Annotated in this window: 23 protein-coding genes; 7 read left to right on the forward strand and 16 right to left on the reverse strand. The window is 64.7% G+C overall.

Translation table 11 applies throughout. The features are described 5' to 3' along the window. Nucleotides 1-23: 23 nt before the first annotated feature. The 5 genes from fliG to AAG821_RS12085 all read right to left on the reverse strand — a co-directional run bounded on the left by fliG (nt 24) and on the right by AAG821_RS12085 (nt 5,896). Nucleotides 24-1,037, reverse strand: a complete 1,014-nt coding sequence (fliG, locus tag AAG821_RS12065; protein WP_341912568.1) for a flagellar motor switch protein FliG — start codon at nt 1,035-1,037, stop codon at nt 24-26. Nucleotides 1,038-1,057: 20 nt separating this feature from the next. Beyond that, nucleotides 1,058-2,704, reverse strand: a complete 1,647-nt coding sequence (gene fliF, locus AAG821_RS12070) for a flagellar basal-body MS-ring/collar protein FliF (RefSeq protein ID WP_341912570.1) — start codon at nt 2,702-2,704, stop codon at nt 1,058-1,060. A 179-nt stretch (nt 2,705-2,883) separates the two neighbouring features. Beyond that, nucleotides 2,884-3,219 carry a DUF1153 domain-containing protein gene (locus AAG821_RS12075; RefSeq protein WP_341912571.1) on the reverse strand — a complete coding sequence of 112 codons (336 nt, stop codon included), beginning with the start codon at nt 3,217-3,219 and terminating at the stop codon, nt 2,884-2,886. Between the two features lie 55 nt (nt 3,220-3,274). Continuing rightward, complete coding sequence (locus tag AAG821_RS12080; RefSeq protein WP_341912572.1) at nt 3,275-4,015, reverse strand: flagellar hook assembly protein FlgD; 741 nt, start codon at nt 4,013-4,015, stop codon at nt 3,275-3,277. 21 nt (nt 4,016-4,036) lie between these two features. Further along, nucleotides 4,037-5,896 carry a flagellar hook-length control protein FliK gene (locus AAG821_RS12085; RefSeq protein ID WP_341912573.1) on the reverse strand — a complete coding sequence of 620 codons (1,860 nt, stop codon included), beginning with the start codon at nt 5,894-5,896 and terminating at the stop codon, nt 4,037-4,039. Nucleotides 5,897-6,110: 214 nt separating this feature from the next. Between AAG821_RS12085 and AAG821_RS12090 the strand changes: the two genes are divergently transcribed. Next, nucleotides 6,111-7,838, forward strand: a complete 1,728-nt coding sequence (locus AAG821_RS12090; RefSeq protein WP_341912574.1) for a tetratricopeptide repeat protein — start codon at nt 6,111-6,113, stop codon at nt 7,836-7,838. Between the two features lie 20 nt (nt 7,839-7,858). After that, nucleotides 7,859-8,395 carry a hypothetical protein gene (locus AAG821_RS12095; protein ID WP_341912576.1) on the forward strand — a complete coding sequence of 179 codons (537 nt, stop codon included), beginning with the start codon at nt 7,859-7,861 and terminating at the stop codon, nt 8,393-8,395. A 10-nt stretch (nt 8,396-8,405) separates the two neighbouring features. Here the strand turns inward: AAG821_RS12095 and AAG821_RS12100 are convergent, their stop codons facing one another. Further along, nucleotides 8,406-9,200 carry a class III extradiol ring-cleavage dioxygenase gene (locus tag AAG821_RS12100; protein WP_341912578.1) on the reverse strand — a complete coding sequence of 265 codons (795 nt, stop codon included), beginning with the start codon at nt 9,198-9,200 and terminating at the stop codon, nt 8,406-8,408. A gap of 92 nt (nt 9,201-9,292) precedes the next feature. Then, nucleotides 9,293-9,544, reverse strand: coding sequence for a hypothetical protein (locus tag AAG821_RS12105; RefSeq protein WP_341912580.1), 252 nt, complete (start codon nt 9,542-9,544; stop codon nt 9,293-9,295). Nucleotides 9,545-9,658: 114 nt separating this feature from the next. Between AAG821_RS12105 and AAG821_RS12110 the strand changes: the two genes are divergently transcribed. Continuing rightward, nucleotides 9,659-10,579, forward strand: coding sequence for a LysR family transcriptional regulator (locus AAG821_RS12110; protein WP_341912582.1), 921 nt, complete (start codon nt 9,659-9,661; stop codon nt 10,577-10,579). Here AAG821_RS12110 and AAG821_RS12115 read toward each other — a convergent pair. From AAG821_RS12115 to AAG821_RS12125, 3 genes are read right to left on the reverse strand one after another with little or no spacing between them, the layout of a single operon-like run. Further along, complete coding sequence (locus tag AAG821_RS12115; protein ID WP_341912584.1) at nt 10,576-11,607, reverse strand: low specificity L-threonine aldolase; 1,032 nt, start codon at nt 11,605-11,607, stop codon at nt 10,576-10,578. The two genes, AAG821_RS12110 and AAG821_RS12115, sit on opposite strands and share 4 nt — an antisense overlap. A gap of 4 nt (nt 11,608-11,611) precedes the next feature. Then, a complete protein-coding gene (locus AAG821_RS12120; RefSeq protein ID WP_341912586.1) occupies nt 11,612-12,073 on the reverse strand; it encodes a M67 family metallopeptidase in 462 nt (153 codons plus the stop codon). Next, the gene (locus AAG821_RS12125; RefSeq protein ID WP_341912588.1) at nt 12,070-12,417 is read right to left on the reverse strand and encodes a hypothetical protein; all 348 of its coding nucleotides are present in this window, start codon (nt 12,415-12,417) and stop codon (nt 12,070-12,072) included. Before AAG821_RS12125 ends, AAG821_RS12120 begins: the two co-directional genes overlap by 4 nt. A 13-nt stretch (nt 12,418-12,430) precedes the next feature. Between AAG821_RS12125 and AAG821_RS12130 the strand changes: the two genes are divergently transcribed. Further along, a complete protein-coding gene (locus AAG821_RS12130; RefSeq protein WP_341912589.1) occupies nt 12,431-13,486 on the forward strand; it encodes an RluA family pseudouridine synthase in 1,056 nt (351 codons plus the stop codon). A gap of 214 nt (nt 13,487-13,700) precedes the next feature. Next, nucleotides 13,701-14,633 carry an RNA polymerase sigma factor RpoH gene (rpoH, locus tag AAG821_RS12135; protein ID WP_341912591.1) on the forward strand — a complete coding sequence of 311 codons (933 nt, stop codon included), beginning with the start codon at nt 13,701-13,703 and terminating at the stop codon, nt 14,631-14,633. Nucleotides 14,634-14,720: 87 nt separating this feature from the next. On the opposite strand, the gene AAG821_RS12140 is transcribed toward rpoH, so the two are convergent. The 6 genes from AAG821_RS12140 to mutM form a co-directional block, all read right to left on the reverse strand. Beyond that, a complete protein-coding gene (locus AAG821_RS12140) occupies nt 14,721-15,431 on the reverse strand; it encodes a hypothetical protein (RefSeq protein ID WP_341912593.1) in 711 nt (236 codons plus the stop codon). A gap of 134 nt (nt 15,432-15,565) precedes the next feature. Beyond that, the gene (locus AAG821_RS12145; RefSeq protein WP_341912595.1) at nt 15,566-16,861 is read right to left on the reverse strand and encodes an adenylosuccinate synthase; all 1,296 of its coding nucleotides are present in this window, start codon (nt 16,859-16,861) and stop codon (nt 15,566-15,568) included. A 26-nt stretch (nt 16,862-16,887) separates the two neighbouring features. After that, nucleotides 16,888-18,060, reverse strand: coding sequence for an ATP phosphoribosyltransferase regulatory subunit (locus AAG821_RS12150; RefSeq protein ID WP_341912597.1), 1,173 nt, complete (start codon nt 18,058-18,060; stop codon nt 16,888-16,890). Between the two features lie 16 nt (nt 18,061-18,076). Then, nucleotides 18,077-18,853, reverse strand: a complete 777-nt coding sequence (locus AAG821_RS12155) for an enoyl-CoA hydratase (RefSeq protein WP_341912599.1) — start codon at nt 18,851-18,853, stop codon at nt 18,077-18,079. A gap of 24 nt (nt 18,854-18,877) precedes the next feature. Next, nucleotides 18,878-19,258 carry a hypothetical protein gene (locus AAG821_RS12160; protein WP_341912601.1) on the reverse strand — a complete coding sequence of 127 codons (381 nt, stop codon included), beginning with the start codon at nt 19,256-19,258 and terminating at the stop codon, nt 18,878-18,880. Between the two features lie 130 nt (nt 19,259-19,388). Continuing rightward, the gene (mutM, locus tag AAG821_RS12165; RefSeq protein WP_341912603.1) at nt 19,389-20,213 is read right to left on the reverse strand and encodes a bifunctional DNA-formamidopyrimidine glycosylase/DNA-(apurinic or apyrimidinic site) lyase; all 825 of its coding nucleotides are present in this window, start codon (nt 20,211-20,213) and stop codon (nt 19,389-19,391) included. A 60-nt stretch (nt 20,214-20,273) separates the two neighbouring features. On the opposite strand from mutM, the gene ubiE reads away from it, so the two are divergent. Next, nucleotides 20,274-21,047 (forward strand): bifunctional demethylmenaquinone methyltransferase/2-methoxy-6-polyprenyl-1,4-benzoquinol methylase UbiE, encoded by a 774-nt coding sequence (ubiE, locus tag AAG821_RS12170; RefSeq protein ID WP_341912605.1) that lies wholly within the window; start codon nt 20,274-20,276, stop codon nt 21,045-21,047. 16 nt (nt 21,048-21,063) lie between these two features. Then, entirely contained in the window at nt 21,064-22,626 is a 1,563-nt protein-coding gene (gene ubiB / locus AAG821_RS12175) for a 2-polyprenylphenol 6-hydroxylase (protein WP_341916290.1), read from the forward strand. Nucleotides 22,627-22,636: the final 10 nt, after the last annotated feature.

Below are 22,636 nucleotides of genomic sequence, written 5' to 3' on the forward strand. Positions count from 1 at the left end.
CCCAATCATCAATTGATGCGGCATCAGTAAATAAGCTCGTCTTCGCCCTTGTTGTCGGCCAGCATGATTTCGCCCTTGGCCGCCAGTTCCTTCGCCGAATTCACCATCAGCATCTGCGCCTCGTCGACATCCTTCAGGCGCACCGGACCCATCGATTCCATTTCCTCGCGCAGCAGCTTGGACGCGCGTTCGGACATGTTCGAGAAGAACAGGTCGCGCAGGGTTTCCGAAGCGCCCTTCAGCGCCAGGCCCAGCTTGTCCTTTTCCACGCTCTTCAGTAGGGTCTGCACGCCAGACGGGTCCAGCTTGATCAGATCCTCGAAGGTGAACATCAGCGCCTTGATGCGCTCGGCGGCGTCGCGGCTGCGCTCTTCCAGGGCAGCAAGGAAACGCGCCTCGGTGTTGCGATCCAGGCTGTTGAAGATTTCCGCCATCATTTCGTGGGCGTCGCGGCGGTTGGTGCGCGCCAGGTTCGACATGAATTCGGTGCGCAGCGTCTGCTCGACCTTGTCGAGCACTTCCTTCTGCACCGATTCCATACGCAGCATGCGCATGACGACTTCCATCGAGAATTCTTCCGGCAGCGCGGCCAGCACGCGGGCGGCATGCTCGGGACGGATCTTCGACAGCACCACGGCGACGGTCTGCGGATATTCGTTCTTCAGGTAGTTCGCCAGCACGTTTTCGTTCACGTTGGCGAGCTTGTCCCACATGGTGCGGCCGGCCGGACCGCGGATTTCCTCCATGATCTGGTTGACGCGCTCGCTGGGCAGCGCCTTCATCAGCAGGCGTTCCGTGCTGTCGAAGGTACCGGTCAGCGACCCGGTGGAGGAGAAGTTGTTGACGAATTCGAGGAACAGCTTTTCCACGACGTCGGAATTCACCGCGCCGAGGTTGGCCATGTTCTGCGAGATTTCCTTGATCTCTTCGTCGTCGAGCAGCGGCCAGATCTTGGAGGAATGTTCCTCGCCCAGCGCAAGCATCAGCATGGCGGCCTTGTCCGGCCCCTTCAGCTGACGAAAATCTTTTTCTGCCATAGCGCGCTCCTAGCGACCCGTCAGGCGGCCTGATAGAGCCAGTTGCGGATAATCGACACGGCTTCTTCCGGATGCTTGTCGACGATCTCACCGATCTTCTTCAAGCTGGAGGCCTTCACCTGGCCTTCGATGCGGGCGATGTCGATCATCGACTCGATGCCGGGCGTCGGCGGCGCCATGCCGGCGTCAGGTGCGGCCGGCAATTCGGCGATCGGCGCGCCGCCAACCACCATCGGCAGGCCCGGCATCGCCGGCGTCAGCATGCCCGGCGGAATGTCTTCGCTTTCCTGCGAGGCTTCCAGCACGCGGCGGATCAGCGGGCGCACCACCAGCAGCATGGCGAGCAGTCCGAGCAGCACGTAGCCGGCGATCTCGCCGATGCGGAACAGCTCAGCCTTGGTCAGGCCAAGCAGCACCGGCAGATTGTTGGGGTCAATCTCATCCGGAATGTCGCCCGGCTCGGCAAAGCGCATGGTGACGACTTCGATGGTATCACCGCGCGCCTGGTCGAACCCGATGGCATTGCGTACCAGCGCATTGAGCTGCGCCATTTCTTCGGGCGAGCGCGCCTGGTAGGAGCGCTGGCCCGAACCGTCGACCTGCACGATATTATTGACCAGCACGGCGGCGGAAATGCGGCGCAGCACGCCGGCTTCGCGCACCTGGGTGCGGATGGTCTTGGAGATTTCGTAATTGACCAGTTCCTCGGTGCGGTTGCCGGTCGTGGTCGCCTGGGTACCGCCCTGGCCCTGGGCCTCGGGCAGGTTGTTGGCGACCGAGACGTTCTGCTGGCCTTCCTGGCTCTGGTTGTTTTCGGTGATGGTCTGGGTCGAACGCACCACTTGCTGGTCAGGATTGAACAGTTCCTGGTTGGTGGTGACGCGGTCGAAATCCATATCGACCGAGATTTCCGCGCGCACATTGCCGACGCCGACCGAGCGCTCGAGCAGCGCCTCGACATTCTTGCGCAGGCGTTCTTCCATCACGCGGCGCATATCGGCCATACGGTTGGCCGTGGCGGTGGCTGCATCGGGCTCTTCGCTGGTGCCAGCCAGCAGATTGCCGCGGTCATCGACGATGGAGATGCGGGACGGCTTCAGGTCGGGCACGGCGGAGGCGACGAGATTCTGGATCGCGCGCACCTGCGGCTGGTCCAGCCGGCCGCCCCTGGTCTTGACGATGATGGACGCCGAGGGCTCGCGCTGTTCGCGGCTGAACACCTCGCGCTTGGGCAGCACCAGATGCACGCGCGCCGACTGCACCTGGTCGATTGACCGGATGGTGCGGGCCAGCTCGCCCTCCATGGCACGCAGATGGTTGATGTTCTGCATGAAATTGGTGGCCGACAGCGCATTGGCCTTGTCGAAGATTTCATAGCCGGCGCCGCCGCCCGACGGCAGGCCGCCCTCGGCCAGCTGCATGCGGGCGCGCAGCACGCGGTCTTCCGGCACCAGGATCTGGGCGCCGTTGGCGGCGATCTGGTAGGGGATTTTCTGGGCTTCGAGGCGGGCGACGATCTCGCCCGAGGATTGCAGGTCGAGATTGCCATACAGCAGCGCCATCTTGGGCTGCGTGACCTTCATACCGAGGAATACGAAGAAACCGATCAGAATCGCAGCGGTCGCCGCCAGCATTGCCAGCCGGGCGGGACCGATGTTCCGCATCATATTCATAATTCCGTTCACGGCATCACCCCATGCACCAGGCACGCGTTGCGGACAGGCACCACCTGTCCCTCGACGCCAAAGTAGGAAGCCGGGATGAAAGAGAGGTTAACATCCCGGCAAAATTTGCCTACCGGAATGTTAACCTAAAAATATTGAACAGAATCTTATAGTTAGCTGAATTAGAGCGAACGGCCCGGCGGATCGCGCAGGGTGCCCGGGCGATAGTCCTGAAGACGGGTGGCGCGCAGGCCGGGCAGGCCATGCTGCTCGATGGCGCGTTGCCAGGACTGGAACTCCTCGATGGTCAGGATATAGCGCTCGCAGGCCTCCTCCAGCGTGAGCAGTCCGCCACGCACGGCGGCCACCACCTCAGCCTTGCGGCGAATCACCCAGCGCTTGGTATTGGGCGGCGGCAGCGATTCGCGGGTGATGCGCTGGCCCTCGGGACCGATGACACTGGTCGGCGCCGTCGCCGCACGCGTCTGGGGATTCACAGTCTCGATGATGTTCTGCATGGTGCTCATCCGCCTCTAACAAAAAACCTGAAATGCCGTGCTGACCCGATGGCGATCAGCTCGCCGCCTCTTCTTCTTCGTCATCGCCCGTATTGTCGTTGGTCGGCGCCGGGAACACCGACACCACCTTCTCAGGCAGGAACTTGTTGCCCGACACGACCAGGTATTGCGTGCCGTCGACGGTCTCGAGCGCCTCGACATAGCCGCGCGCATAGACCTTGACGCCATCGACGGTCTTGCCGCCGGCATCCTTGGCCACGACTTCCAGCTTGTAGGTGCCGGCCGGCAGCGCATTGCCCTTGCCGTCCTTGCCGTCCCAGGCGATTTCGGTCTTGCCGGTCTTGAAGCCGCCAGCCTGTTCCGAGGTCTGCGTCACGCTGCGCACGACCTGGCCGCTTGAATTGATGATGTTGTATTTCACGTTGTTGACGCCGGCCGGCAGCTCGTAGGACCAGAAGGCCGCGCCGCCCTGCTGCAGCTTCACCTGATTGTCGTCGACATCGACGATCTTGCCGATGAAATTCAGGTTGTTGCTGCTCTGCTGGGCCGAGAACATGGAGATCAGCTTCTCCAGGTTCTTGTTCTGATTGATCGACTGTTCGACCTGGCTGAACTGCACCAGCTGGGTGGTGAACTCTTTCGAGTCCATCGGCGAGGTCGGATCCTGGTTCTTCAGCTGCGTGGTCAGCAGCGTGAGGAAGGTGTCGAAATTCTTCGCCAGCGAGACACTGGAAGATTCGGACGCCGTCTGCGGTGTGCTGCTGGTGGTCGCGGTGGAGGTGACTGCGGTGACCATGATTTTTCTCCTTGCGGAAAATCAGATGCGGATGTCGAGCCCGCCGCGTGCCGCGGCTGCCCGTTGTGCATTGGTGGCGGCAACCTGTGCCGGATCAGTCTTCAAGCCGGTTTCGGCATATTCATCGCCGCCGCGACCACGATTGCGGCCATTGCCGCCGCCGTTCCCGTCGCGGCCGTTGTTGTCCTGACCCTGATCGCGCAGGGTGAAGCTCAGCGACTGCTGGTCGGTCTTCAGGCCGGAATCACGCAGCGACTGTTCCAGCTGGCTGGCGTCGCGCTGCAGCATCAGCAGCGTGTCGGGCTTGTCGGCGCTGATCACCGCCATCAGGCGACCGTCATGGCCGATCTCCAGCTTGATCTCGACCTTGCCGAGATTGCCGGGATCGAGCTTGATCGAAATCTTGTCGGCGCCTTCGGCAACGCCCTTCTTGATCTGCACCGCGACCTGTTCGCCGGCCGGGATATAGGGATTGAGATGTCGGGCGGCGGTTTGCGCGGCGGTATGCTGGGTGGCCTGCGTTGCCGGCGCGGAGGACGCGCTGACCGACATCGCCTGCTGGTTGGACGAACTGCTGTTATTGCCGGTGGTAGAGGTACTGCTCTGCAACTGCGCTTCCGCATTGGCCTGCAACAATGCGGCATTGAACTTCAATTCCGGGACCGCCGGCTGTGCCGGAGTCTGTGCGGCCTGGGCCTGCTGCTGCAGCAGTGCCGCATCATCGGCACTCTGGTCATCGCCCTGCATGGCGAACAGCGCGGCCTGATCGACCAGCGGCTTCACTGCCGTGGTGGTCGTTACAGCCTGCATATCAATCGTCAGCGCCGGCTTGTCGGCGGATTTGGCTTCGGCCTTCGGGGCGGCTTCAGTGGTCACCACCGGCTTGCCGCCCTGCTGCGCCTGCGCCTGGGTGGCGAGCGCCTGCTGGATGGCGGCGAAATCTTCCGGTGTCACCGTCTGCTGCTGCGACAGCAGGGCGGCGGCGCTGGTTGCGGTGGCGGTCTTGGCCATGGCCGCGGCATCGGCAGTGACCGTGGCGGCGGCGGCATCGTCGGCGATCTGCATCGTCGCGGCGGCGGCGGCCGCGGCAGCCGCAGCGGCGGTCTGTTCGGGCACGTCGCCATGCAGCGCATCGGCAGCAGCCACCAGCGCGGCAGCGGCAGCATCCAGCGGATTGACTGCGGGCACCGTGGCGACCGGCACAACCGGGGTGGCGACAGCGGTTTCCGTCGCCGGCGCGACGACCTGCGTTGCCGCCGGCTGCGTTGCCACCGGCTGCGCCTGCGTCAGCAGGTTGAGAAGGATCAGGGCGGCATCGGCATCCACCGCGACCACCGGCTCAGCCGTGTCGAGGGTTTCATCGGTGCTGGCCGTTTCATCGACCGGGACTTCGGTCTGTTCGCCGGCCGGCGCAGTGTCCTTGGCTTCGGTCTGCGGCGCGGCTTCGGCGGTCTTGTCGGTCTGATCGGCGGTGTCCTTGGTCGACTCCGTCGGCTGCGCCGCATCCTTGGCCGGCTTGGCCTCGCTCTTGGCCGGCTTTTCAGCCGGCTTGGCGGCGGTCGTCTCGCGCGGGCTCGTCTCGCGGGGGGCGGACTCGCTGCGCGGGGCGGCGTCGTCTTCGCTGCGCTGGGTTTCGGCTGCTTCATACTGGGGGCGGTCGGCCACCGGACGCTCAGGGGCGCGGGGCTCCCGGCGGGGTTCGGTGCGGGTGGCGGCCTCCGGCGCAGCGCGTTCGGCGGCCTTGGTCACCGCCTCGCTGCCCTTGCCGCTGAAGGCGCTCCGCAGCACCCGGGCAAACTCGTCGGCACGGCTCGCAGTGTCCTCGGCCGGGGTCTGGCCAAGGGCGGTGGTGGCGGCGTTGTTAACCTGGGTAACTTGCATGGGTAACCTCATTCGTCGCCGGGGTAGAAGCAAGCGACGGGCCAACTCCACGCCACAAAATAACTAATTGTTTTTGCTTGAATAATTGAAACGCCGGGGGCGTTTGAGGGCCGCTGCCTTTGCCGGGCGGCAATTTCTGCCGGTGCCCGGCGGGGCCCTGCCGGGCCGGGCCCGCCAGTCGCCTTGGGCGGGCGAAGCGGCTATGGTCCCGCCGATGTCCGACCCCTTCCAGACCGCCCTGCAGCACCAGCAGGCCGGTCGCCTGAACCAGGCGGCCGAGATTTACCAGAACATGCTGCGTGGCAATCCGCAGCAGCCCGACGTGCTGCACCAGTTCGGTCTGCTGCATCACCAGGCCGGCCGGCCGGCCGAAGGGGTGAAATACATCCAGCGCGCCATCGCCCTGCAGCCGGGCCAGACCGCCTATCTGAACAATGCCGCCCTGCTGTTCATTGCCGCCGGCCAGGCCAAAGAGGCGGTGCGCGCGGCCGAGCAGGCGCTGGCGCTGGACCCGACCGCCGCCGACGCCGCCAACAATCTCGGCCTCGCCCAGGCCATGCTGGGCAATCCTGCCGCAGCCGAAGCCGCCTATCGCCAGGCCATGCGCCTGCGCGCCGGTTTCATTGAGGCACAGTTCAACCTGGCCAACCTGCTGCGCGAGGGCGGCGCCCATGCCGCAGCCGCGGTGGAGTACCGCCAGCTGCTGGAACGCCAGCCGCAGTTCATCGGCGCCCGCATCAACCTGGGCGTCGCGCTCGAACTCTCAGGCGATCTCGATGGCGCCATCGCCGCCTATACAGAGGCGGCACGGCAGCAGCCCGATCTCGCCCTCGCCCATCTCAATCTCGGCCTTGCCTTCCAGAAGCGGCATCGTTTCCGCGAGGCGATTGCCGCCTTGCAGACGGCACTGAAGCATGATGCCGGCCTGGTCGCCGCCCATATGGCGATTGGCCAGTCGGCGCGCGAGCTGGGCGACAGCGCCACCGCGACCGCGGCATTCCAGGCCGCGGCGAAACTGGCGCCGGAATTGCCCGAAGTGCAGGAGGCATTGTCGGCGCTGCTGAGCGGCGCGATTCCCGGCTGGCATTTCCCGATGCTGGCCGATATGGCGCGCAACGATGCCTTCCAGGCCGCCCTGGAAAAGGCCATCACGCCGGAAACCGTCGTGCTGGATATCGGCACCGGTTCAGGCCTGCTGGCGATGATGGCGGCCCGCGCCGGCGCAAAACGCGTGATCGCCTGCGAGGCGCATCCGCTGATCGCCGGCACCGCGCGCGAGATCGTCGCCGCCAACGGCTATGCCGACCGCATCCAGGTGATCGCCAAACGCTCGACCGAACTGGACCTCGCCACCGATATGGGTGGTGTGGCCGATCTGGTGGTGGCGGAGGTGCTGGATGCCGGCCTGATCGGCGAAGGCATGCTGCCGACCAGCCGCGATGCGCTGAAGCGCCTTGCCAAGGCCGGCGCGAAAATCATTCCGGCCTCGGCGCAGGTCGTGGCACAGATCGTGACCCTGCCGCAGCAACGCCAGGTCAATCCGCTGCGCAGCCTGAGCGGCTTCGATCTTTCGGCCTTTGATAAATTCCGCAACCGCTCTGCCCATGGCAATGTGCGCCTCGACCATGAGGCGCATACGGTATTGAGCGAGATCCTGCCGGTGCAGCGTATCGATTTCGCCAATCCGCCCGACTGGACCCGGCCGCAGTGCCTGGCCTGGTCGGCGCCGATCACCCGGGCCGGCACGGCACAGGCCCTGGTCTTCTGGTTCGAACTCTGGCTCGATGAGGCCATCATGCTGTCCACCGGACCCGGCGGCGCCATGCGGCACTGGGGACAGGCTGTCTGCTGGCTGCCGGCCGATCGCACCGTGCAACCCGGCGATGCGCTGGACTTCCGGGTCACGCTGGCGGACACCTATATCGACTTCACGGCACTGTAAGAACGGCCTAGACTGGGGCCATGGCCGTTCCGCCCAAACCCGGCGCTCCACCGCGCCCGCTCGCACCGAAAGCAAATCCCCCCGCGCCCGATGACGAGGCCGCGGAAAAGGAACAGCTGGCCGCCAGCGAGCTGGACGACATCACCCATGCCGAATACCGCCTGCTCTATGACGCGGCCGCACGCAACGTGCTGTTCGCCAAGGATCAGCAGTGGCGCGTGCTGCAGTATTTCACCATCCTCGGCCTGTCACTGGTCGCCATCGGCATTGCCGCGCCTTTTGCGCATGACGTGGCGCGCTTCGTCGCCGGCTTCCTGGTCTTCGTGGGCATCTTCAGTGTGGTGGTGATCGCCATGCTGCAATCCTGGCAGGCCAACGAGCACGCAAAGATGGCCTATCTGGCAGCGGATTTTTCCAACTTCGCGCGCAGCGCCTTGCGGCGCAAGCCAAAGCTAAGCGGCGACATTCACCGCTACTTCATGCTGCTGGCGATGCTGCTGTATATCGTCGTGCTTGACGTGGTCATGGTGCGACTGCTGATCGATATCAGTCGCTGAACACGGCGCCTCAGGTAAAGCTGTAACTGTCCATCGCCAGCGCACCCAGCGCAAAGCTGGCATGTATGCGCTTGGCCGGCGCACCCGGCGTCGCCGCGCCCAGTGCCACATACAGCGGCAGCAGATGTTCATCGGTGGGGTGATTGCGGGTGGCAAACGGCGCCTGCTGGCGATAGTCCAGCAGGGCGGCATCGTCGCGCTGTTCCAGCTTCTGCGCCATCCATTCGGCAAAGGCCATCGCCCAGTCGGCAGGCGGGCCGCTGTCGCTACGATCCAGCTGCCGCAGGTTATGCGTCATTGATCCGGTCGCCATGATCAGCACGCCCTCGTCGCGCAAGGGCGCCAGGGCACGCCCCAGCGCCAGGTGATGCCCCGGATCGCGATGCGACTGGATGGAGAGCTGCAGCACCGGGATATCGGCATCGGGATAGACCAGCGTGAGCGGCGACCAGGCGCCGTGATCGAGGCCGCGTGAGGGGTCGAGCACCGACTTGAAACCGGCGGCTTCCAGCAGGCCATGGATGCGGTCAGCCAGCGCCGGTGCACCGGGTGCGGTGTAGTGCATCTGGTACAGCGCCGGCGGGAAGCCGTAGAAATCGTGGATGGTCTCGGGCTTTGCCGTCGCGCCGACTTCCGGCCATTCGGTTTCCCAATGGGCCGATATGGCGAGGATCGCCTGCGGCCGCGGCCACAGGGTTGAGGCGCTGCGCAGGAACTGATGCGCGGGACGCTGCGGTTCCAGCGTCAGCATGGGCGAACCATGGCTGATGAAGACGGCGGGCAGGCGCTGGGGCTGGGCTGACATCGGGGACTCCGCTGCGCCGCCTGAAATGACGGCGCAGCGTTCACCTAAGTCAGCGGCGGCGAGGCCGCAAGACGTTACTGGGTGGTGACGCCTTACTTGGCGGTAACGGCACCGGTCGGCGCCGACCACTCGGCGGCGCGGCTGCGGAACAGGCCGGCAAGCTTGGCGCCGATGGTCTTGAAGAAGGCCAGGCTCGCCTCGGACCGCAGGGTCACGGCGCGGGCGCGCAGATAGGCCATTTCATCGGCCGAGATGTAACGGACCGGCGAAACGGCGACGCTCATGTCGAAACGCTTGTCGATGTCGGTCATCAGGTTGGTGGACTGGGTGGTGCTGTAGGTCATGGGGGAGGCCTTCCTCTGCTGGGTGGCTGAGGCAAACTCTATCCCGCACTGCACTTTTCATTAATACAGTATTATGGCAGTATTTGATGACTTAAATTCATAAATAGAGCGATCATGAACCGTTACGGCGAAATGGAAGCCTTCGTGCAGGTGGTGGACCAGGGCGGCTTCACCGAGGCCGCCAAGGTGCTGGGCCTGAGCCCATCCGCCGTCAGCAAGCTGATCTCCCGCCTGGAAGACCGGCTGGGTGCCCGCCTGTTGCAGCGGACCACGCGCCGGGTCAGCCTGACCGCCGAGGGCCGCGTCTATGCCGAACAGGTGCGCGAGATCCTCGCCACGATCGATGCGGTGGAATCCAGCATCGGCGGCGCCGAGGCCGAACCGCGCGGCCTGCTGCGCATCAACGTTGCGCATGGCTTCGGCATGACGCAGATCGTGCCGGCAATTCCCGACTTCATCGCCCGCCATCCCAAGGTGGATATAAAGCTGACCTTCACCGATCACATTGTCGACCTGATTGCCGAGGGCGACGATGTCGGCATCCGCCTCAACGATGTGCGTGACGAGACGCTGATCGCGCGCAAGCTGGCAACCTATACACGGATGATCTGCGGCGCACCGCGCTATTTCGAACGATATGGCATTCCACAAACGCCCGCCGATCTTCTGCAGCATCGCGCGATCCACAGCAACGATGTCAATGCGCTGAACCAGTGGTCGATGCGCTGGCCCGACGGACGCGAGGAACAGATCGCCGTGCCGGGCCATATCTATTCCAACAGTGGCGATGCGTTGTTCCGTCTCTGCAGCGAAGGCCTCGGCCTGGCCTATCTTGCCGACTCACTCGCCTACCGCGAGATCGCCACGGGAAAACTGGTCACCGTGCTGAACGACTTCGTCCGCCACAACAGCTGGCCGATCTATGCGGTCTATCCCGCCCGCAAGCATCTGGCCGCGCGCGTGCGCGCCTTCGTCGATTTTCTGGCCGAACGCTTCTCGCCGACGCCGCCGTGGGTCATGACCCCGGAGAGTTAAGCCAGCGCGGCTTCGGCCGCCTGCACCAGCGCCGCCGTATCATCGGCAGTCTTGTCGAAGGAACAGACGAAGCGATACAGGCTGTCGGCCTCGCTCCAGGTGTGGAACAGCGCGCCGCGCTGGCGCATCGCCGCTGCCGCCGCAACCGGCAGCTGCACGAACACCTCGTTGGCCTGCACCGGCCACACAACTTTCGCACCGGGCAGTTTGCCCAGGCCATCGGCCAGTTCGCGCGCGCGCGCATTGGCCTGCCGCGCCAGCCGCAGCCACAGGCCATTTTCCAGCATGGCCAGCAGCTGCACCGACAGGAAGCGCGACTTGGAAAACAGATGGCCGCCACGCTTGCGGCGATAGAGGAAACTCTCCGCCAGCTCGGGCTTGAAGAACACCACCGCTTCCGCTGCCATCGCGCCATTCTTGGTGGCACCAAAGCTGAGCACATCGACGCCGGCACGCCAGGTGAGGTCTGCCGGTGCGCAGTTCAGCCCGGCCACCGCATTGGCAAAGCGTGCGCCATCCATATGCAGCTTCATGCCATTGGCCTTGCAGCGATGAGCGATATCGGCGACTTCATCGGGCGAATAGACGGTACCGGCCTCGGTGGCCTGGGTGATGCTGACCGCCGCAGGCTGCGGATTATGCTGTGAGCCCTTCCAGCCCAGCGCCAGCAGTGCATCCAGTGCGGCAAGGTCGATCTTGCCGTTCTCGCCCGGCACATTCACCAGCTTGGCGCCGCCGGTATAGAATTCCGGCGCATTGCATTCATCGGTGACGATATGGCTGTCCTGATGACAATAGATGGCGCCATAGCCCGGCGTGATGCAGCTTAAGGCCAGCACATTGGCGGCGGTGCCGGTGGCAACCGGAAACACCTTGCAGTCATGGTCGAACAGAACGGAGAAAGCGGCATCCAGTTCGACGCTCCATGGATCGGCGCCATAGGACGATACCGTGCCACTGTTGGCCGCCATCAGGGCGGTCATGATCTCGGGCGCTGCGCCGGCCACGTTGTCGCTGCGAAAATCCATTGCGCTAGTCCTGCTGCTCGATCGTCAAGGGGAGAAAGCCGAAACCGGTGGCCTGGCTGACCGCGCGGAAGGCATGCGGGGCCGAGGCCCGGCCATCATGCACGGCCGAGATCAGCCAGACGAGTCCCGGATCATTGATCATCGCGACATCTTTTGCAGAGGGCTCACTGCGGCCGTTGGGATGACTGTGCCAGTGACCAATAATTGAGTCGTGACCAATCATGGAATTGGTTCGCATCGGATCATCGCGCAGGCGGCGCAGGGTGGCGAAATGCACAGCGGGATCGAGTTCGAATTCGCGTTCTGGATCGGTGGAGATGTTGTCTGCCGGCACGATCTCGCTCACCTGCAGTGCGTCGCCGTCGCCATGCCCGACCAGCAGGGCGCAGGCCTCGCGCGGCCAGGCCGCCTGCCCCAGATCGGCGAGGCGCGCCAGCTGCGCTGCGCTCAGCCGCAGGAGGTTCACTTCTCGACTTTCACCGTGATGCTGCCCAGCGGCTTCAGCGTCTCGCCATCCAGGGCATACAGCCGCTCGGTGCCATCGGCCAGCCGCACGCGCAGGATGATGCGGTTGCCGGTGGCAAATACCTCGGCCACCCGGCTGTTGCGCGGCAGGCTGAACTCCAGGTCTTCCACGACCACGCTGCGCGGTGCCACCGTGCCGCTGCTGGCCGTGCGTTTCGGCCCGCCGGTCATGATCAGCACGATCAGCAGGACGGCAAGGCCCAGGAAGATGACACCCAGACCGATGACGGTGGCCTTTAACCACCGTATCCTCGTCGTCGACTCTTCCGTCGTCTGCTCGACCATGTAAAACACTCCGATGTCCGAACCCAACCCTATACAGCAGAGTAGCGTCCAGCACAGTCTGCCGCCGGTGCCGCCTGACGCGGCCGGCGAACGGCTCGACCGCTATCTGGCCGCCGTGCTGACCGAGCAGCTGGCCGCGGCCGAATCCGGGGCTTCGCTGTCGCGCTCGCGGCTGAAGTCGCTGATCCTCGATGGTCAGGTTCGTCTAGATGGCGCGACGATAACCGACCCCTCCCGCAAGATCAAACCGGGCGAACTCTATGTGGTGGGCGAGCCCAGTGCGGTGGCAGCCGATCCGCAGGCGCAGGATATCCCGCTCACCGTGGTCTACGAGGATGACCAGCTGATCGTGGTCGACAAGCCGGCCGGCCTGGTGGTGCATCCGGCGCCGGGCAATCCCGACCGCACGCTGGTGAATGCCCTGCTGCATCATTGCGGCGACAGCCTGTCGGGCATCGGTGGCGTGAAGCGGCCGGGCATCGTGCACCGCATCGACAAGGATACGTCGGGCCTGGTGGTGGCGGCCAAGACCGACCGTGCCCATCATGCGCTGGCCGCGCTGTTTGCCGAGCATGATATCGAGCGCAGTTACGATGCCCTGGTCTGGGACCATCCCAACCCGCTGCAGGGCACCATCGAGGGCGCCATCGGCCGCGACCCCAAGGACCGCAAGCGCATGGCCATAGTGGCGCGCGGCGGCAAGGCAGCGGTCACGCATTACGCCACACAGAAAATGATTTTCGATGCCCGCGGCCAGCCGGTCTGCGCCCTGGTCCGCTGCACCCTGGAAACCGGGCGCACGCACCAGATCCGCGTCCATATGACCGCCAAGGGCAATGCGCTGATCGGCGATCCGGTATATGGCCGGGCCCGCAACCTGCAGCGTTTCCAGCTCAGCGACCCGGCCCGCACCGCCCTGCTCGGCTTCAAACGCCAGGCGCTTCACGCGGCCACCCTGGGCTTCCGGCACCCGGTCAGCGGCAAGCTATTGCGGTTTGAAAGTCCGCTGCCGGCGGATTTCGCCACCCTGCTGAAACTGCTCTCCACCCAGCGCTCGACGCCGCGTTGACCGGCCATGGGGCAGGCCGGGCTTGACTGGCATCAATGGGTTTTCCTAATTTTCTGGTAAATTCCGCGACTGTGATCGCCGGCACAGTCCGGTCGGGCAGCCGTACTTCCGCCGCATTTGGCCGCTTTGCTCATTGCAAATGAAAGACACGACCACCATTTCTCACACTGGGTCGGGCCCCCAAACCAAGGGTCCGGTCGGGGGAGTTTCATCGATGTCTCGCACAGCCAGTCTGCCTGCCCTGTCCTCCGTCGAAGGGGGGCTATCCCGCTACCTGTCCGATATCCGCCGCTTCCCCATGCTGGAGCCGCAGGAAGAGTTCATGCTGGCCAAGGCCTGGCGTGATCATGGCGACGTGGACGCAGCGCATAAGCTGGTGACCAGCCATCTGCGCCTGGTGGCCAAGATCGCCATGGGCTATCGCGGCTACGGCCTGCCGGTGGGCGAACTGATCTCCGAAGGCAATGTCGGCATGATGCAGGCGGTCAAGCGCTTTGACCCCGACAAGGGCTTTCGCCTCTCGACCTATGCCATGTGGTGGATCCGCGCCTCGATCCAGGAATACATCCTGCGCTCCTGGTCGCTGGTGAAAATCGGTACGACGGCAGCCCAGAAAAAGCTGTTCTTCAACCTGCGCCGCCTGCGCGGCCAGATGAAAGCGATCGATGGTGGTCAGCTGACGCCGGAACAGGTGGAAAAGATCGCCACCCAACTGGCCGTCACCAAGGACGAAGTCATCACCATGGACCGCCGCCTGGCGGCGCCCGACCATTCGCTGAACGCGCCCTTGCGTGGCGATGAAGAGGGCAGCAGCGAGTGGCAGGACTGGCTGGTGGACGAGACTCCGAACCAGGAAGCCCGCCTGGTGGAAGGCGACGAATTCGACAGCCGCAAGCAGCTGCTCGCCACGGCCATGCAGCAGCTGAACGAGCGCGAGCGCGACATCCTGATGCAGCGGCGCCTGACCGAGGAGCCCACCACCCTGGAAGACCTGTCAGCGCGTTATGGCATCAGCCGTGAGCGCGTGCGCCAGATCGAGGTGCGGGCATTCGAGAAGCTGCAGAAAGCCGTGCGCAATGCCGCCCTGGAGCAGGGCATCAGCACCCAGGCCGGCATGGGCCAGATCGAAGGCCAGGCGACCGCCTGACCGCAGGTAAAAAAAGAGCGCGCTGCATTTCTTGCGGCGCGCTCCTGCGTACTGAGTCGGAACTGATCGACTCGAAGAAAATCAACCTCAAAGCATGTCGTCGTCGTCGAGATCGGCGAAAGGATCGATGGTCAGCGGCTCGACGCCCGGCACCTGCGGATTGAGGCCGAGGGCATCGAAGGCGGCGTCGGCCGTCATCGCCTGCAGCCAGATCGACGGTTCGGTGCCGCGGCGCAGCCACTCCAGATTCTGGCGGGCAGATCCCATCGGTGACAGGGCAACCGAAGGCACGGCCGGAATCGCCGGCACCGGATTGTAGCGCTGGCTGTGACGGCGGATGGCGGTAGCCAATGTCTGGGCCAGGTTGCGCAGCACGGTGATATCGCGCGGGCGCCATTCCTGGGCCGTATCGCAGCGCTCGCAGCGGAAAATCGCTGCCGGATTGTTTTGGGCATCCACCAGCAGAAGATCGATGCGGGCCTGCACCTGATCGCGGGCCGCTGGCGTGTCGCCCGGCAGTTCGGGGGCATTTTCGGTCTGCATCGAGGCAAGGCCGCGGGCGGCGGCATCGAGATAGGCAAGGGTGGCTGAGCGCGGAATCACGGCGCCCTCATTGAAACGACCGTCGCGCGAGTCGAGCAGGCGTTTGCAGATCATGTCGCCACTGTCGTCGAAGAACCAGATGCTGACGCGGGTGGCGGCGGCGACCTCGACAGCGTCAAGGCAGATCGCCTCGCACAGCGCGGTCATGCCATCATGGCCGAATGTGTATAAAGCTGCTTCCTGCGTCCTGAGCATCAACCCCTCCCGGGTCTGCAAACTCGATGGCTGCAGTGTCGTCCGGGTAGCGGCTTAGCGGCAGGTTACGGCTCGATAATAGGGTGTTACTTTTCAGTAACACCGACTTATCCACAGCTACAACCGCACCGCGATCAATCCTCGAAGGGATCCTTCATCAGGATGGTGTCCTCGCGCTCCGGCGAGGTGGAGAGCAGCGCCACCGGTGCACCGATTAACTCCTCGATCCGGCGCACATATTTGACCGCCGTCGCCGGCAGGTCGACCCAGCTGCGCGCGCCCTTGGTGGTTTCGCTCCAGCCTTCCATGGTCTCGTAGACCGGCTTGGCCGCGGCCTGGTCACCCATGCCGGCGGGGAAATAATCCAGCACCTTGCCGTTCACGTCATAGCCGACGCAGATTTTCAGTTCCTTCAGGCCGTCCAGCACATCCAGCTTGGTCAGCGCGATGCCATGAATGCCGTTCAGCTTCACGGTCTGGCGCACCAGCACGGCATCGAACCAGCCGCAGCGGCGCTTGCGCCCGGTGACGACGCCGAATTCATGACCCTTCTCGCCCAGCCACTGGCCGATATCGTCAGTCAGTTCAGTGGGGAACGGGCCTTCGCCGACGCGGGTGGTATAGGCCTTCACGATGCCAAGGATAAATCCGAGCGAGCCCGGGCCGAGGCCCGAACCGGCCGAGGCCGAGCCCGCCATGGTGTTGGACGATGTGACATACGGATAGGTGCCGTGATCGACATCGAGCAGCGAGCCCTGCGCGCCTTCGAACAGAATACGCTTACCGGCGCGGCGGGCTTCATCCAGATCGCGCCAGACCGGCGCGGCATAAGGCAGGATTTTCGGTGCGATCTCGGCCAGCTGCTTCAGCAGTTCGGCACGGTCCACCGGCTCGACGCCAAAGCCGCGGCGCAACGCATTGTGATGTGACAGCAGGCCATCGACCTTGCGGCCCAGCGTGGCGGTATCGGCCAGATCGCAGACCCGGATGGCACGGCGGCCGGCCTTGTCCTCATAGGCCGGGCCGATGCCACGCCGCGTGGTGCCGATCTTGACGCCGCCATCGGTGGCATCCTCGCGCAGGCCATCCAGCTCGCGATGCAGCGGCAGGATCAGCACGGCATTGTCGGCCACTTTCAGATTGTGTTCGCCGATCTCCACACCCTGGCCGCGCAGCTTGTCGATCTCGGCAAACAGCGCCCAGGGATCGACCACCACGCCATTGCCAATCACCGCCAGCTTGTTCCGGCGCACGATGCCCGACGGCAGCAGCGACAGCTTGTAGACATTGTTGCCGATCACCAGCGTATGGCCGGCGTTATGCCCGCCCTGGAACCGCACCACGACATCGGCGCGCAAGCTAAGCCAATCGACGATCTTGCCCTTGCCCTCGTCGCCCCACTGGGCGCCGACCACGACCACATTGCTCATCTCAACGATCCTTCACGCGAAACGGATTAGACGGACTGGACGGCCTTGCCGTCCCACCAATGACTGCACCCGGCGGCCTTGGCCGCCTTTTTGATCTCAATGTTTTCCTTGGCCAGCGCGGCCCAGGTGGCACGGCCATCCTGGCGCAGCTTTGCCGCCGCGGCCCGCGGCGTGCCATAGGGCAGATAAACCAGCTGCGGCACTGCCTGCGGCGGCAGGGCGCGCATCACGCTGTCGAGATAAAGCGTGAAGCCGGTGGCGGTTTCGCCGGCCGGCGCGGTGTAGCGCCCGCCACGGCCCAGCTCGCCGCGCACATTGCGGGCAAACAGCGTGAACGCAATGCCGGTGTGATATTCAAAGCCGCGGAATTCGCCGGGATCGAGCGTGACCAGCAGATCGGGGGCCGCTGCCGAAACCTCGGCCACCAGCCGGTCGAGATCGGCAACGATCCTGGCTGCCGTGTCCGGCAGCTTCAGTTTTTTCAGGCCGTCGAGCGCAGCCTTTGCCGGGCCGGTGAGCGCCAGCAGTTTCAGCAGCGTGGGAGCCGCAGCGCCGCCGACAGCCTTCAGTTCGGCGGCATCTTTGCGATCCAGGGCGCGGCGTGCCGCGCGGGCCTGTTTCGGCTCCAGCCCATGGGCTGCGATGATCGCCGGCGCCAGCAGCGGCTGGGTGATATCCAGCGACAACCCGCCGACACCCAGCGCCGCCACGGCTTCGGCCGCCAGCACGGCGACTTCCACATCGGCCGCCAGTGCATCCGACCCGATCAGCTCGACACCGGCCTGGGCGAACTGGCGTTCGGGGCGCAGCTGCGTGCCACGCACGCGCAGCACCTGGCCGGCATAGGCCAGCCGCACCGGCCGCGCCGAATCCTTCATGCGGGTGGCGGCGATGCGTGCCACCTGCAGGGTGATATCGGTGCGCAGGCCCATCATGCGCTGTGACACCGGGTCCATGACGCGGAACATCTGGCCGGCGAGATCCTGGCCTGAGCCGGCCAGCAGGGTTTCCTCGAACTCGATCAGCGGCGGCTTGACCCGGGCATAGCCATGGGCGGCGAAGCTGGCGATCAGCTTCTCGCTGGCCTGGGCCTCCCATTCGGCGCGCGGCGGCAGCACATCGCGCAGGCCGGCCGGCAGCAGGCCGGCGGCTGCACTGGTCTCGCTGTCATTCGCTGGATTGCGTCCGCGCGGGGCCATGATCTGATCGTCCTGTTCAGCGATGCTTGAAATCGGCTTTGCGCTTTTCGGCGAAGGCGCTCATGCCTTCCTTCTGGTCTTCGGTGGCAAAGGTGGAATGGAAGACCCGGCGCTCGAAACGGATGCCTTCAGCCAGGGTGCTCTCGTAGGCGCGATTGACCGATTCTTTTGCGATCATCACGATCGGGCGCGACAGGCTGCAGATCTTCTCGGCCGCCTTGATCGCCTCATTCAGCAGTTCAGCCGCCGGCACCACGCGGCTGACCAGGCCGGAACGCTCGGCTTCCTCGGCATCCATCATGCGGGCGGTGAGGCACATTTCCATCGCCTTGGACTTGCCGACAAAGCGCGTCAGGCGCTGGGTGCCGCCGGCACCGGGAATGGTGCCGAGATTGATTTCCGGCTGGCCGAATTTCGCCGTATCGGCCGCAATGATGAAATCGCACATCATCGCCAGTTCGCAGCCGCCGCCCAGCGCATAGCCTGCCACCGCGGCGATCACCGGCTTGCGGCAGCGCGCGGCGCGCTCCCAGTCACGGGTGATGAAGTCTTCCTTGTAGACATCCATATAGGTCTTGGACTGCATCTCCTTGATATCGGCACCGGCGGCAAAGGCCTTTTCCGAACCGGTGATGATCATGCAGCCAATGGCATCGTCCGCCTCGAAAGCATCCAGGGCACGCGTCAGTTCCTGCATCAGCGCGGCATTCAGGGCATTCAGCGCCTTGGGCCGGTTCAGCGTGATCAGGCCGATCTGGCCGCGCGTCTCCACCAGGATGTTCTCGTAGGACATGACTGTTTCCTCTGGTTTCTGAAGTTATTGCTGGTCGGGTAACAGCTCGAAGCGCACGGTCAGCGCCCCGTCGCGGCCGGCGAAGCTGAACCGCAGCCGCTCGCGTTCGCGGCGATACTGTTCAGCGCCCAGCGCCTGCCAGCCGAGTTGCGGCAGGGTCGTGGAATAGAACTGGCGCACGGCGGCGGCCGTGACCGCCCCCTTGGCCTCGGCATTGGCGATGCGGCCGGAGGGTTTGTCGAAAACGGCGGCGGCATCGGCATTTTCAGCCAGGCCCGGCATCAGCGGCACGTCTTCGGAGATGGAGAGAAAACCGGCCGCCGCACGGGCGCCCGGGATCAGGGCGTCTGAAAGGCTTGCACGAATCCCCGCCAGCGCCAGACCGCCGATGACGACACCATCCATAAGGGGTGTGGCCAGGACGAAAAGTGCAGCTAGCGCCGGGACCGGGAAACACCTCCAGCCGGGGCGGAACATGGCCGGGAATTTGGCAGGTCGGGGCGCTTTTTGGAAGCCCTGGAGGGCCTGAGAATCGCTACTTCTGGCAGCGTTTGCAGAAGAAGGTCGACCGCCCGGACTGCACGATCCGCTGCACCTTGGTCTTGCAGGTGACGCAGGCCTCGCCCTCACGGTCATAGACGCGGAAGCGGGTCTGGAAATAGCCGAGTTCGCCGTCGGACTGTACGTAATCGCGCAGGGACGAGCCACCAGCCTCGACCGCCTCGCCCAGCACCGCCTTGATCGCCGGCACCAGTATTTCCAGCTTCTCGGCCTTGACGCTGCCGGCCAGTTTTTCCGGGCTGATGCCGGCGCGGAACAAGGCCTCGCAGACATAGATATTGCCCAGGCCCGCCACCACGGTCTGATCCAGCAGGGCGGCCTTCATCGGCGCCTTCTTGCCCTGCAGTGCATCCCGCAGCACAGCTGCGGTAAAAGCATCGTCCAGTGGCTCCGGCCCGATTCCGGCCAGCAGGCGATGCGTGCTCAGCTTTGCCGCCGGCACCAGGTCCATCATGCCAAAGCGGCGCGCATCGTTGAAGGTGACGGCCGAGCCATCCTCGGTGGCGAAGATCACATGATCATGCGGGCCGATATCGTTGGGCCAGCCGGCGCGGATCACCATGCGGCCCGACATGCCGAGATGGATCAGCCAGACCAGATCACCTTCCAGCCGCACCAGGATGTATTTGGCACGGCGCTCGAGCGCCTCGACCCGGCGGCCCTGGATGGATTTGGCGAAATTCTTCGGCAGCGGAAACCGCAGATCGGGGCGGCGCGCCTCGATACGGGTGATGCGCCGGCCCTCCAGTTTCAGGGCCAGCCCCCGGCGGGTGGTTTCCACTTCGGGCAGTTCAGGCATGACGATCCTCTGGGCTGTCTCTATACCGTTCCGGACCCATTTCGGCTATGGTCTGCCGCCATGAGCCACCCCGACCCGACCCCGGACAGCAAGCCGGGAAACGAGACCCATTTCGGCTTCCGCAACGTGCCGGAAGGCGACAAGGCGCGCCTGGTGCGCGGGGTGTTCGATTCGGTTGCCAGCCGCTACGATGTGATGAACGACCTGATGTCGGGCGGCGTCCACCGGTTGTGGAAAGCCGCCATGATCGACTGGCTCAATCCGCATGGCACCATGACCGTGCTGGATGTGGCGGGTGGCACCGGCGACATCGCTTTCCGTATCCTTGACCGCGCCCCGCAGTCGAATGTGATCGTGGCCGATATCAACGTGTCCATGCTCGAGCAGGGCCGCAACCGCGCCATCGACCAGGCGCGCCTCGGCCGCCTGACCTGGGCCTGCATGGATGCCGAGACGCTTGCGCTGCCTGACCGTTCGGTGGATGCCTATACCATCGCCTTTGGCATCCGCAATGTCACCCATATCGAGGCGGCGCTGGCCGAGGCGTACCGCGTGCTGAAGCCCGGCGGGCGTTTTCTCTGCCTGGAATTCTCCACCGTGCGCAATCCGGCGCTGGCCAAGATCTACGATATCTACAGTTTCAACCTGCTGCCGAAACTGGGCGGGATCGTTGCCGATGATGCCGATTCCTATCGCTATCTGGTGGAAAGCATCCGCCGCTTTCCCAGCCAGGAACGCTTTGCTGCCATGATCGAGGCCGCCGGCTTCCGCAATGTGGCGGTGCGCGATCTCACCGGCGGGATCGCCGCCATGCATTCAGCCCGCCGTATCTGACCCGGTGCCGACTGACGTGCTGACCGATCTGCGCCATCTGCTTCGCCTGTTTGCCATCGGCCGCTGCTTCGCGCGCCACGATGCACTGTTCCTGTTGCGCGAGTCGGCATTCACCCCGCGCGGCGCCCAAGTGGCGCTGGATCTCTTCGGGCGCGTTTTCGGCCGCAGGCGAGCGCATTTGCGGCCCGGCGAACGTCTGGCCGCGGCACTGGGCGATCTTGGGCCCAGCTTCATCAAGCTTGGACAGGTGCTTTCGGTGCGGCCCGATATCGTCGGCCCCGCGATTGCCGAGGATCTCGGCCGCCTGCGCGACAAACTGCCGCCATTTCCCTGGGAACAGGCGCATGCGATCCTGAGCGCGGAACTGGGTGTGCCGCCGGAGCGGGTTTTTGCGGATATCGAGATCGAGCCGGTGGCAGCGGCCAGCGTGGCGCAGGTTCACCTGGCCAACACCACGGAAGGCCTGCCCGTCGCCGTAAAGATCCTGCGCCCCGGCGTTGAGCAGGCCTTTGCTCGCGATCTTGCCCTGTTCGCCTGGCTGGCCGATGCCGCCGAGCGGCACCTGCCGGGCATGGCGCGCCTGCGTCCGCGCGAGGTGGTCGCCGCACTGCATGACTGGGTTGCCATTGAACTCGATCTGCGACTTGAAGCGGCTGCAGCCTCGGAACTGCGCGACAACTTCATCGACGATGCCGATGTCATCGTGCCCGCCATCGACTGGCAGCGCACCGCGCGCCGCGTCATGACAGTGCAGCGGATCGGTGGCATCGCCATTGAAGATCGCGAGGCCCTGATCGCCGCCGGCATCGATGTGACGGCCGTGGCCGATCGCGTGATCCGCGTCTTCCTCAAACAGGCACTGCGCGATGGCTATTTCCATGCCGACATGCATCACGGCAACCTGTTCGTAGCAACCGATGGACGTCTGGAACTGGTCGATTTCGGCATCATGGGCCGGCTCGACCTGAAGACCCGGCGCTTCATGGCAGAAATGCTGGGAGCATTCCTGACCGGCAACTGGCGCCGGGCCGCAGAAGTGCATTTCGAAGCCGGCTATGTGCCGGCCGACCGCTCGATCGATGCCTTTGCCCAGGCCTGCCGTTCGATCGGCGAGCCCATTCTCGACCGGCCAATGGCGGAGATTTCGATCGGCCGCCTGCTGGCGCAGCTGTTCCAGATCACCGAAACCTTCGGCATGCAGACCCAGACCCATCTGCTGCTGCTGCAGAAGACCATGGTGACGGTGGAGGGCGTGGCGCGCAGCCTGGATCCGGAGATCAACTTCTGGAATGCAGCCCGCCCGGTGATCGAGGCCTGGGCCCGGGAGCATATGGGGCCAGAGGCCTATTTGAAGGAAACCGCCAGCAGCCTGTTCGACTTCGCCCGCAAACTGCCGCAGGTGGCACGCGATCTCGAAGCGCTGGCGGAAACGACGAAAGCCGAGGGCCTGCAGCTCAGCCCGGCCAGCATAGCCGCACTGGCGGAAACCCAGGCGCTGGCCAATGCGCGCCGGCGCCGTCCGCTGCTCTGGGCCCTGTGGGCCATCGCACTGCTGCTGGCCCTCGCAGTACTGCTCTGAAAGACGCGCG

The sequence above is a fragment of the Ferrovibrio terrae genome (assembly GCF_943372915.1).
GTDB lineage: Bacteria > Pseudomonadota > Alphaproteobacteria > Ferrovibrionales > Ferrovibrionaceae > Ferrovibrio > Ferrovibrio terrae_A.

Excerpts from the sequence above, each read along its gene's own strand:
- AAG821_RS12095 (WP_341912576.1), top strand. The coding sequence starts at position 7,859 with ATGGCCGTTCCGCCCAAACCCGGCGCTCCACCGCGCCCGCTCGCACCG.
- mutM (WP_341912603.1), bottom strand. The coding sequence starts at position 20,213 with ATGCCTGAACTGCCCGAAGTGGAAACCACCCGCCGGGGGCTGGCCCTG.
- AAG821_RS12075 (WP_341912571.1), bottom strand. The coding sequence starts at position 3,219 with ATGCAGAACATCATCGAGACTGTGAATCCCCAGACGCGTGCGGCGACG.
- fliF (WP_341912570.1), bottom strand. The coding sequence starts at position 2,704 with ATGATGCGGAACATCGGTCCCGCCCGGCTGGCAATGCTGGCGGCGACC.
- AAG821_RS12160 (WP_341912601.1), bottom strand. The coding sequence starts at position 19,258 with ATGGATGGTGTCGTCATCGGCGGTCTGGCGCTGGCGGGGATTCGTGCA.
- AAG821_RS12115 (WP_341912584.1), bottom strand. The coding sequence starts at position 11,607 with ATGGATTTTCGCAGCGACAACGTGGCCGGCGCAGCGCCCGAGATCATG.
- AAG821_RS12150 (WP_341912597.1), bottom strand. The coding sequence starts at position 18,060 with ATGGCCCCGCGCGGACGCAATCCAGCGAATGACAGCGAGACCAGTGCA.
- AAG821_RS12130 (WP_341912589.1), top strand. The coding sequence starts at position 12,431 with ATGTCCGAACCCAACCCTATACAGCAGAGTAGCGTCCAGCACAGTCTG.
- AAG821_RS12085 (WP_341912573.1), bottom strand. The coding sequence starts at position 5,896 with ATGCAAGTTACCCAGGTTAACAACGCCGCCACCACCGCCCTTGGCCAG.
- AAG821_RS12105 (WP_341912580.1), bottom strand. The coding sequence starts at position 9,544 with ATGACCTACAGCACCACCCAGTCCACCAACCTGATGACCGACATCGAC.
- AAG821_RS12080 (WP_341912572.1), bottom strand. The coding sequence starts at position 4,015 with ATGGTCACCGCAGTCACCTCCACCGCGACCACCAGCAGCACACCGCAG.
- AAG821_RS12155 (WP_341912599.1), bottom strand. The coding sequence starts at position 18,853 with ATGTCCTACGAGAACATCCTGGTGGAGACGCGCGGCCAGATCGGCCTG.
- fliG (WP_341912568.1), bottom strand. The coding sequence starts at position 1,037 with ATGGCAGAAAAAGATTTTCGTCAGCTGAAGGGGCCGGACAAGGCCGCC.
- AAG821_RS12090 (WP_341912574.1), top strand. The coding sequence starts at position 6,111 with ATGTCCGACCCCTTCCAGACCGCCCTGCAGCACCAGCAGGCCGGTCGC.
- rpoH (WP_341912591.1), top strand. The coding sequence starts at position 13,701 with ATGTCTCGCACAGCCAGTCTGCCTGCCCTGTCCTCCGTCGAAGGGGGG.
- AAG821_RS12140 (WP_341912593.1), bottom strand. The coding sequence starts at position 15,431 with ATGCTCAGGACGCAGGAAGCAGCTTTATACACATTCGGCCATGATGGC.
- AAG821_RS12145 (WP_341912595.1), bottom strand. The coding sequence starts at position 16,861 with ATGAGCAATGTGGTCGTGGTCGGCGCCCAGTGGGGCGACGAGGGCAAG.
- AAG821_RS12125 (WP_341912588.1), bottom strand. The coding sequence starts at position 12,417 with ATGGTCGAGCAGACGACGGAAGAGTCGACGACGAGGATACGGTGGTTA.
- AAG821_RS12110 (WP_341912582.1), top strand. The coding sequence starts at position 9,659 with ATGAACCGTTACGGCGAAATGGAAGCCTTCGTGCAGGTGGTGGACCAG.
- AAG821_RS12100 (WP_341912578.1), bottom strand. The coding sequence starts at position 9,200 with ATGTCAGCCCAGCCCCAGCGCCTGCCCGCCGTCTTCATCAGCCATGGT.
- ubiE (WP_341912605.1), top strand. The coding sequence starts at position 20,274 with ATGAGCCACCCCGACCCGACCCCGGACAGCAAGCCGGGAAACGAGACC.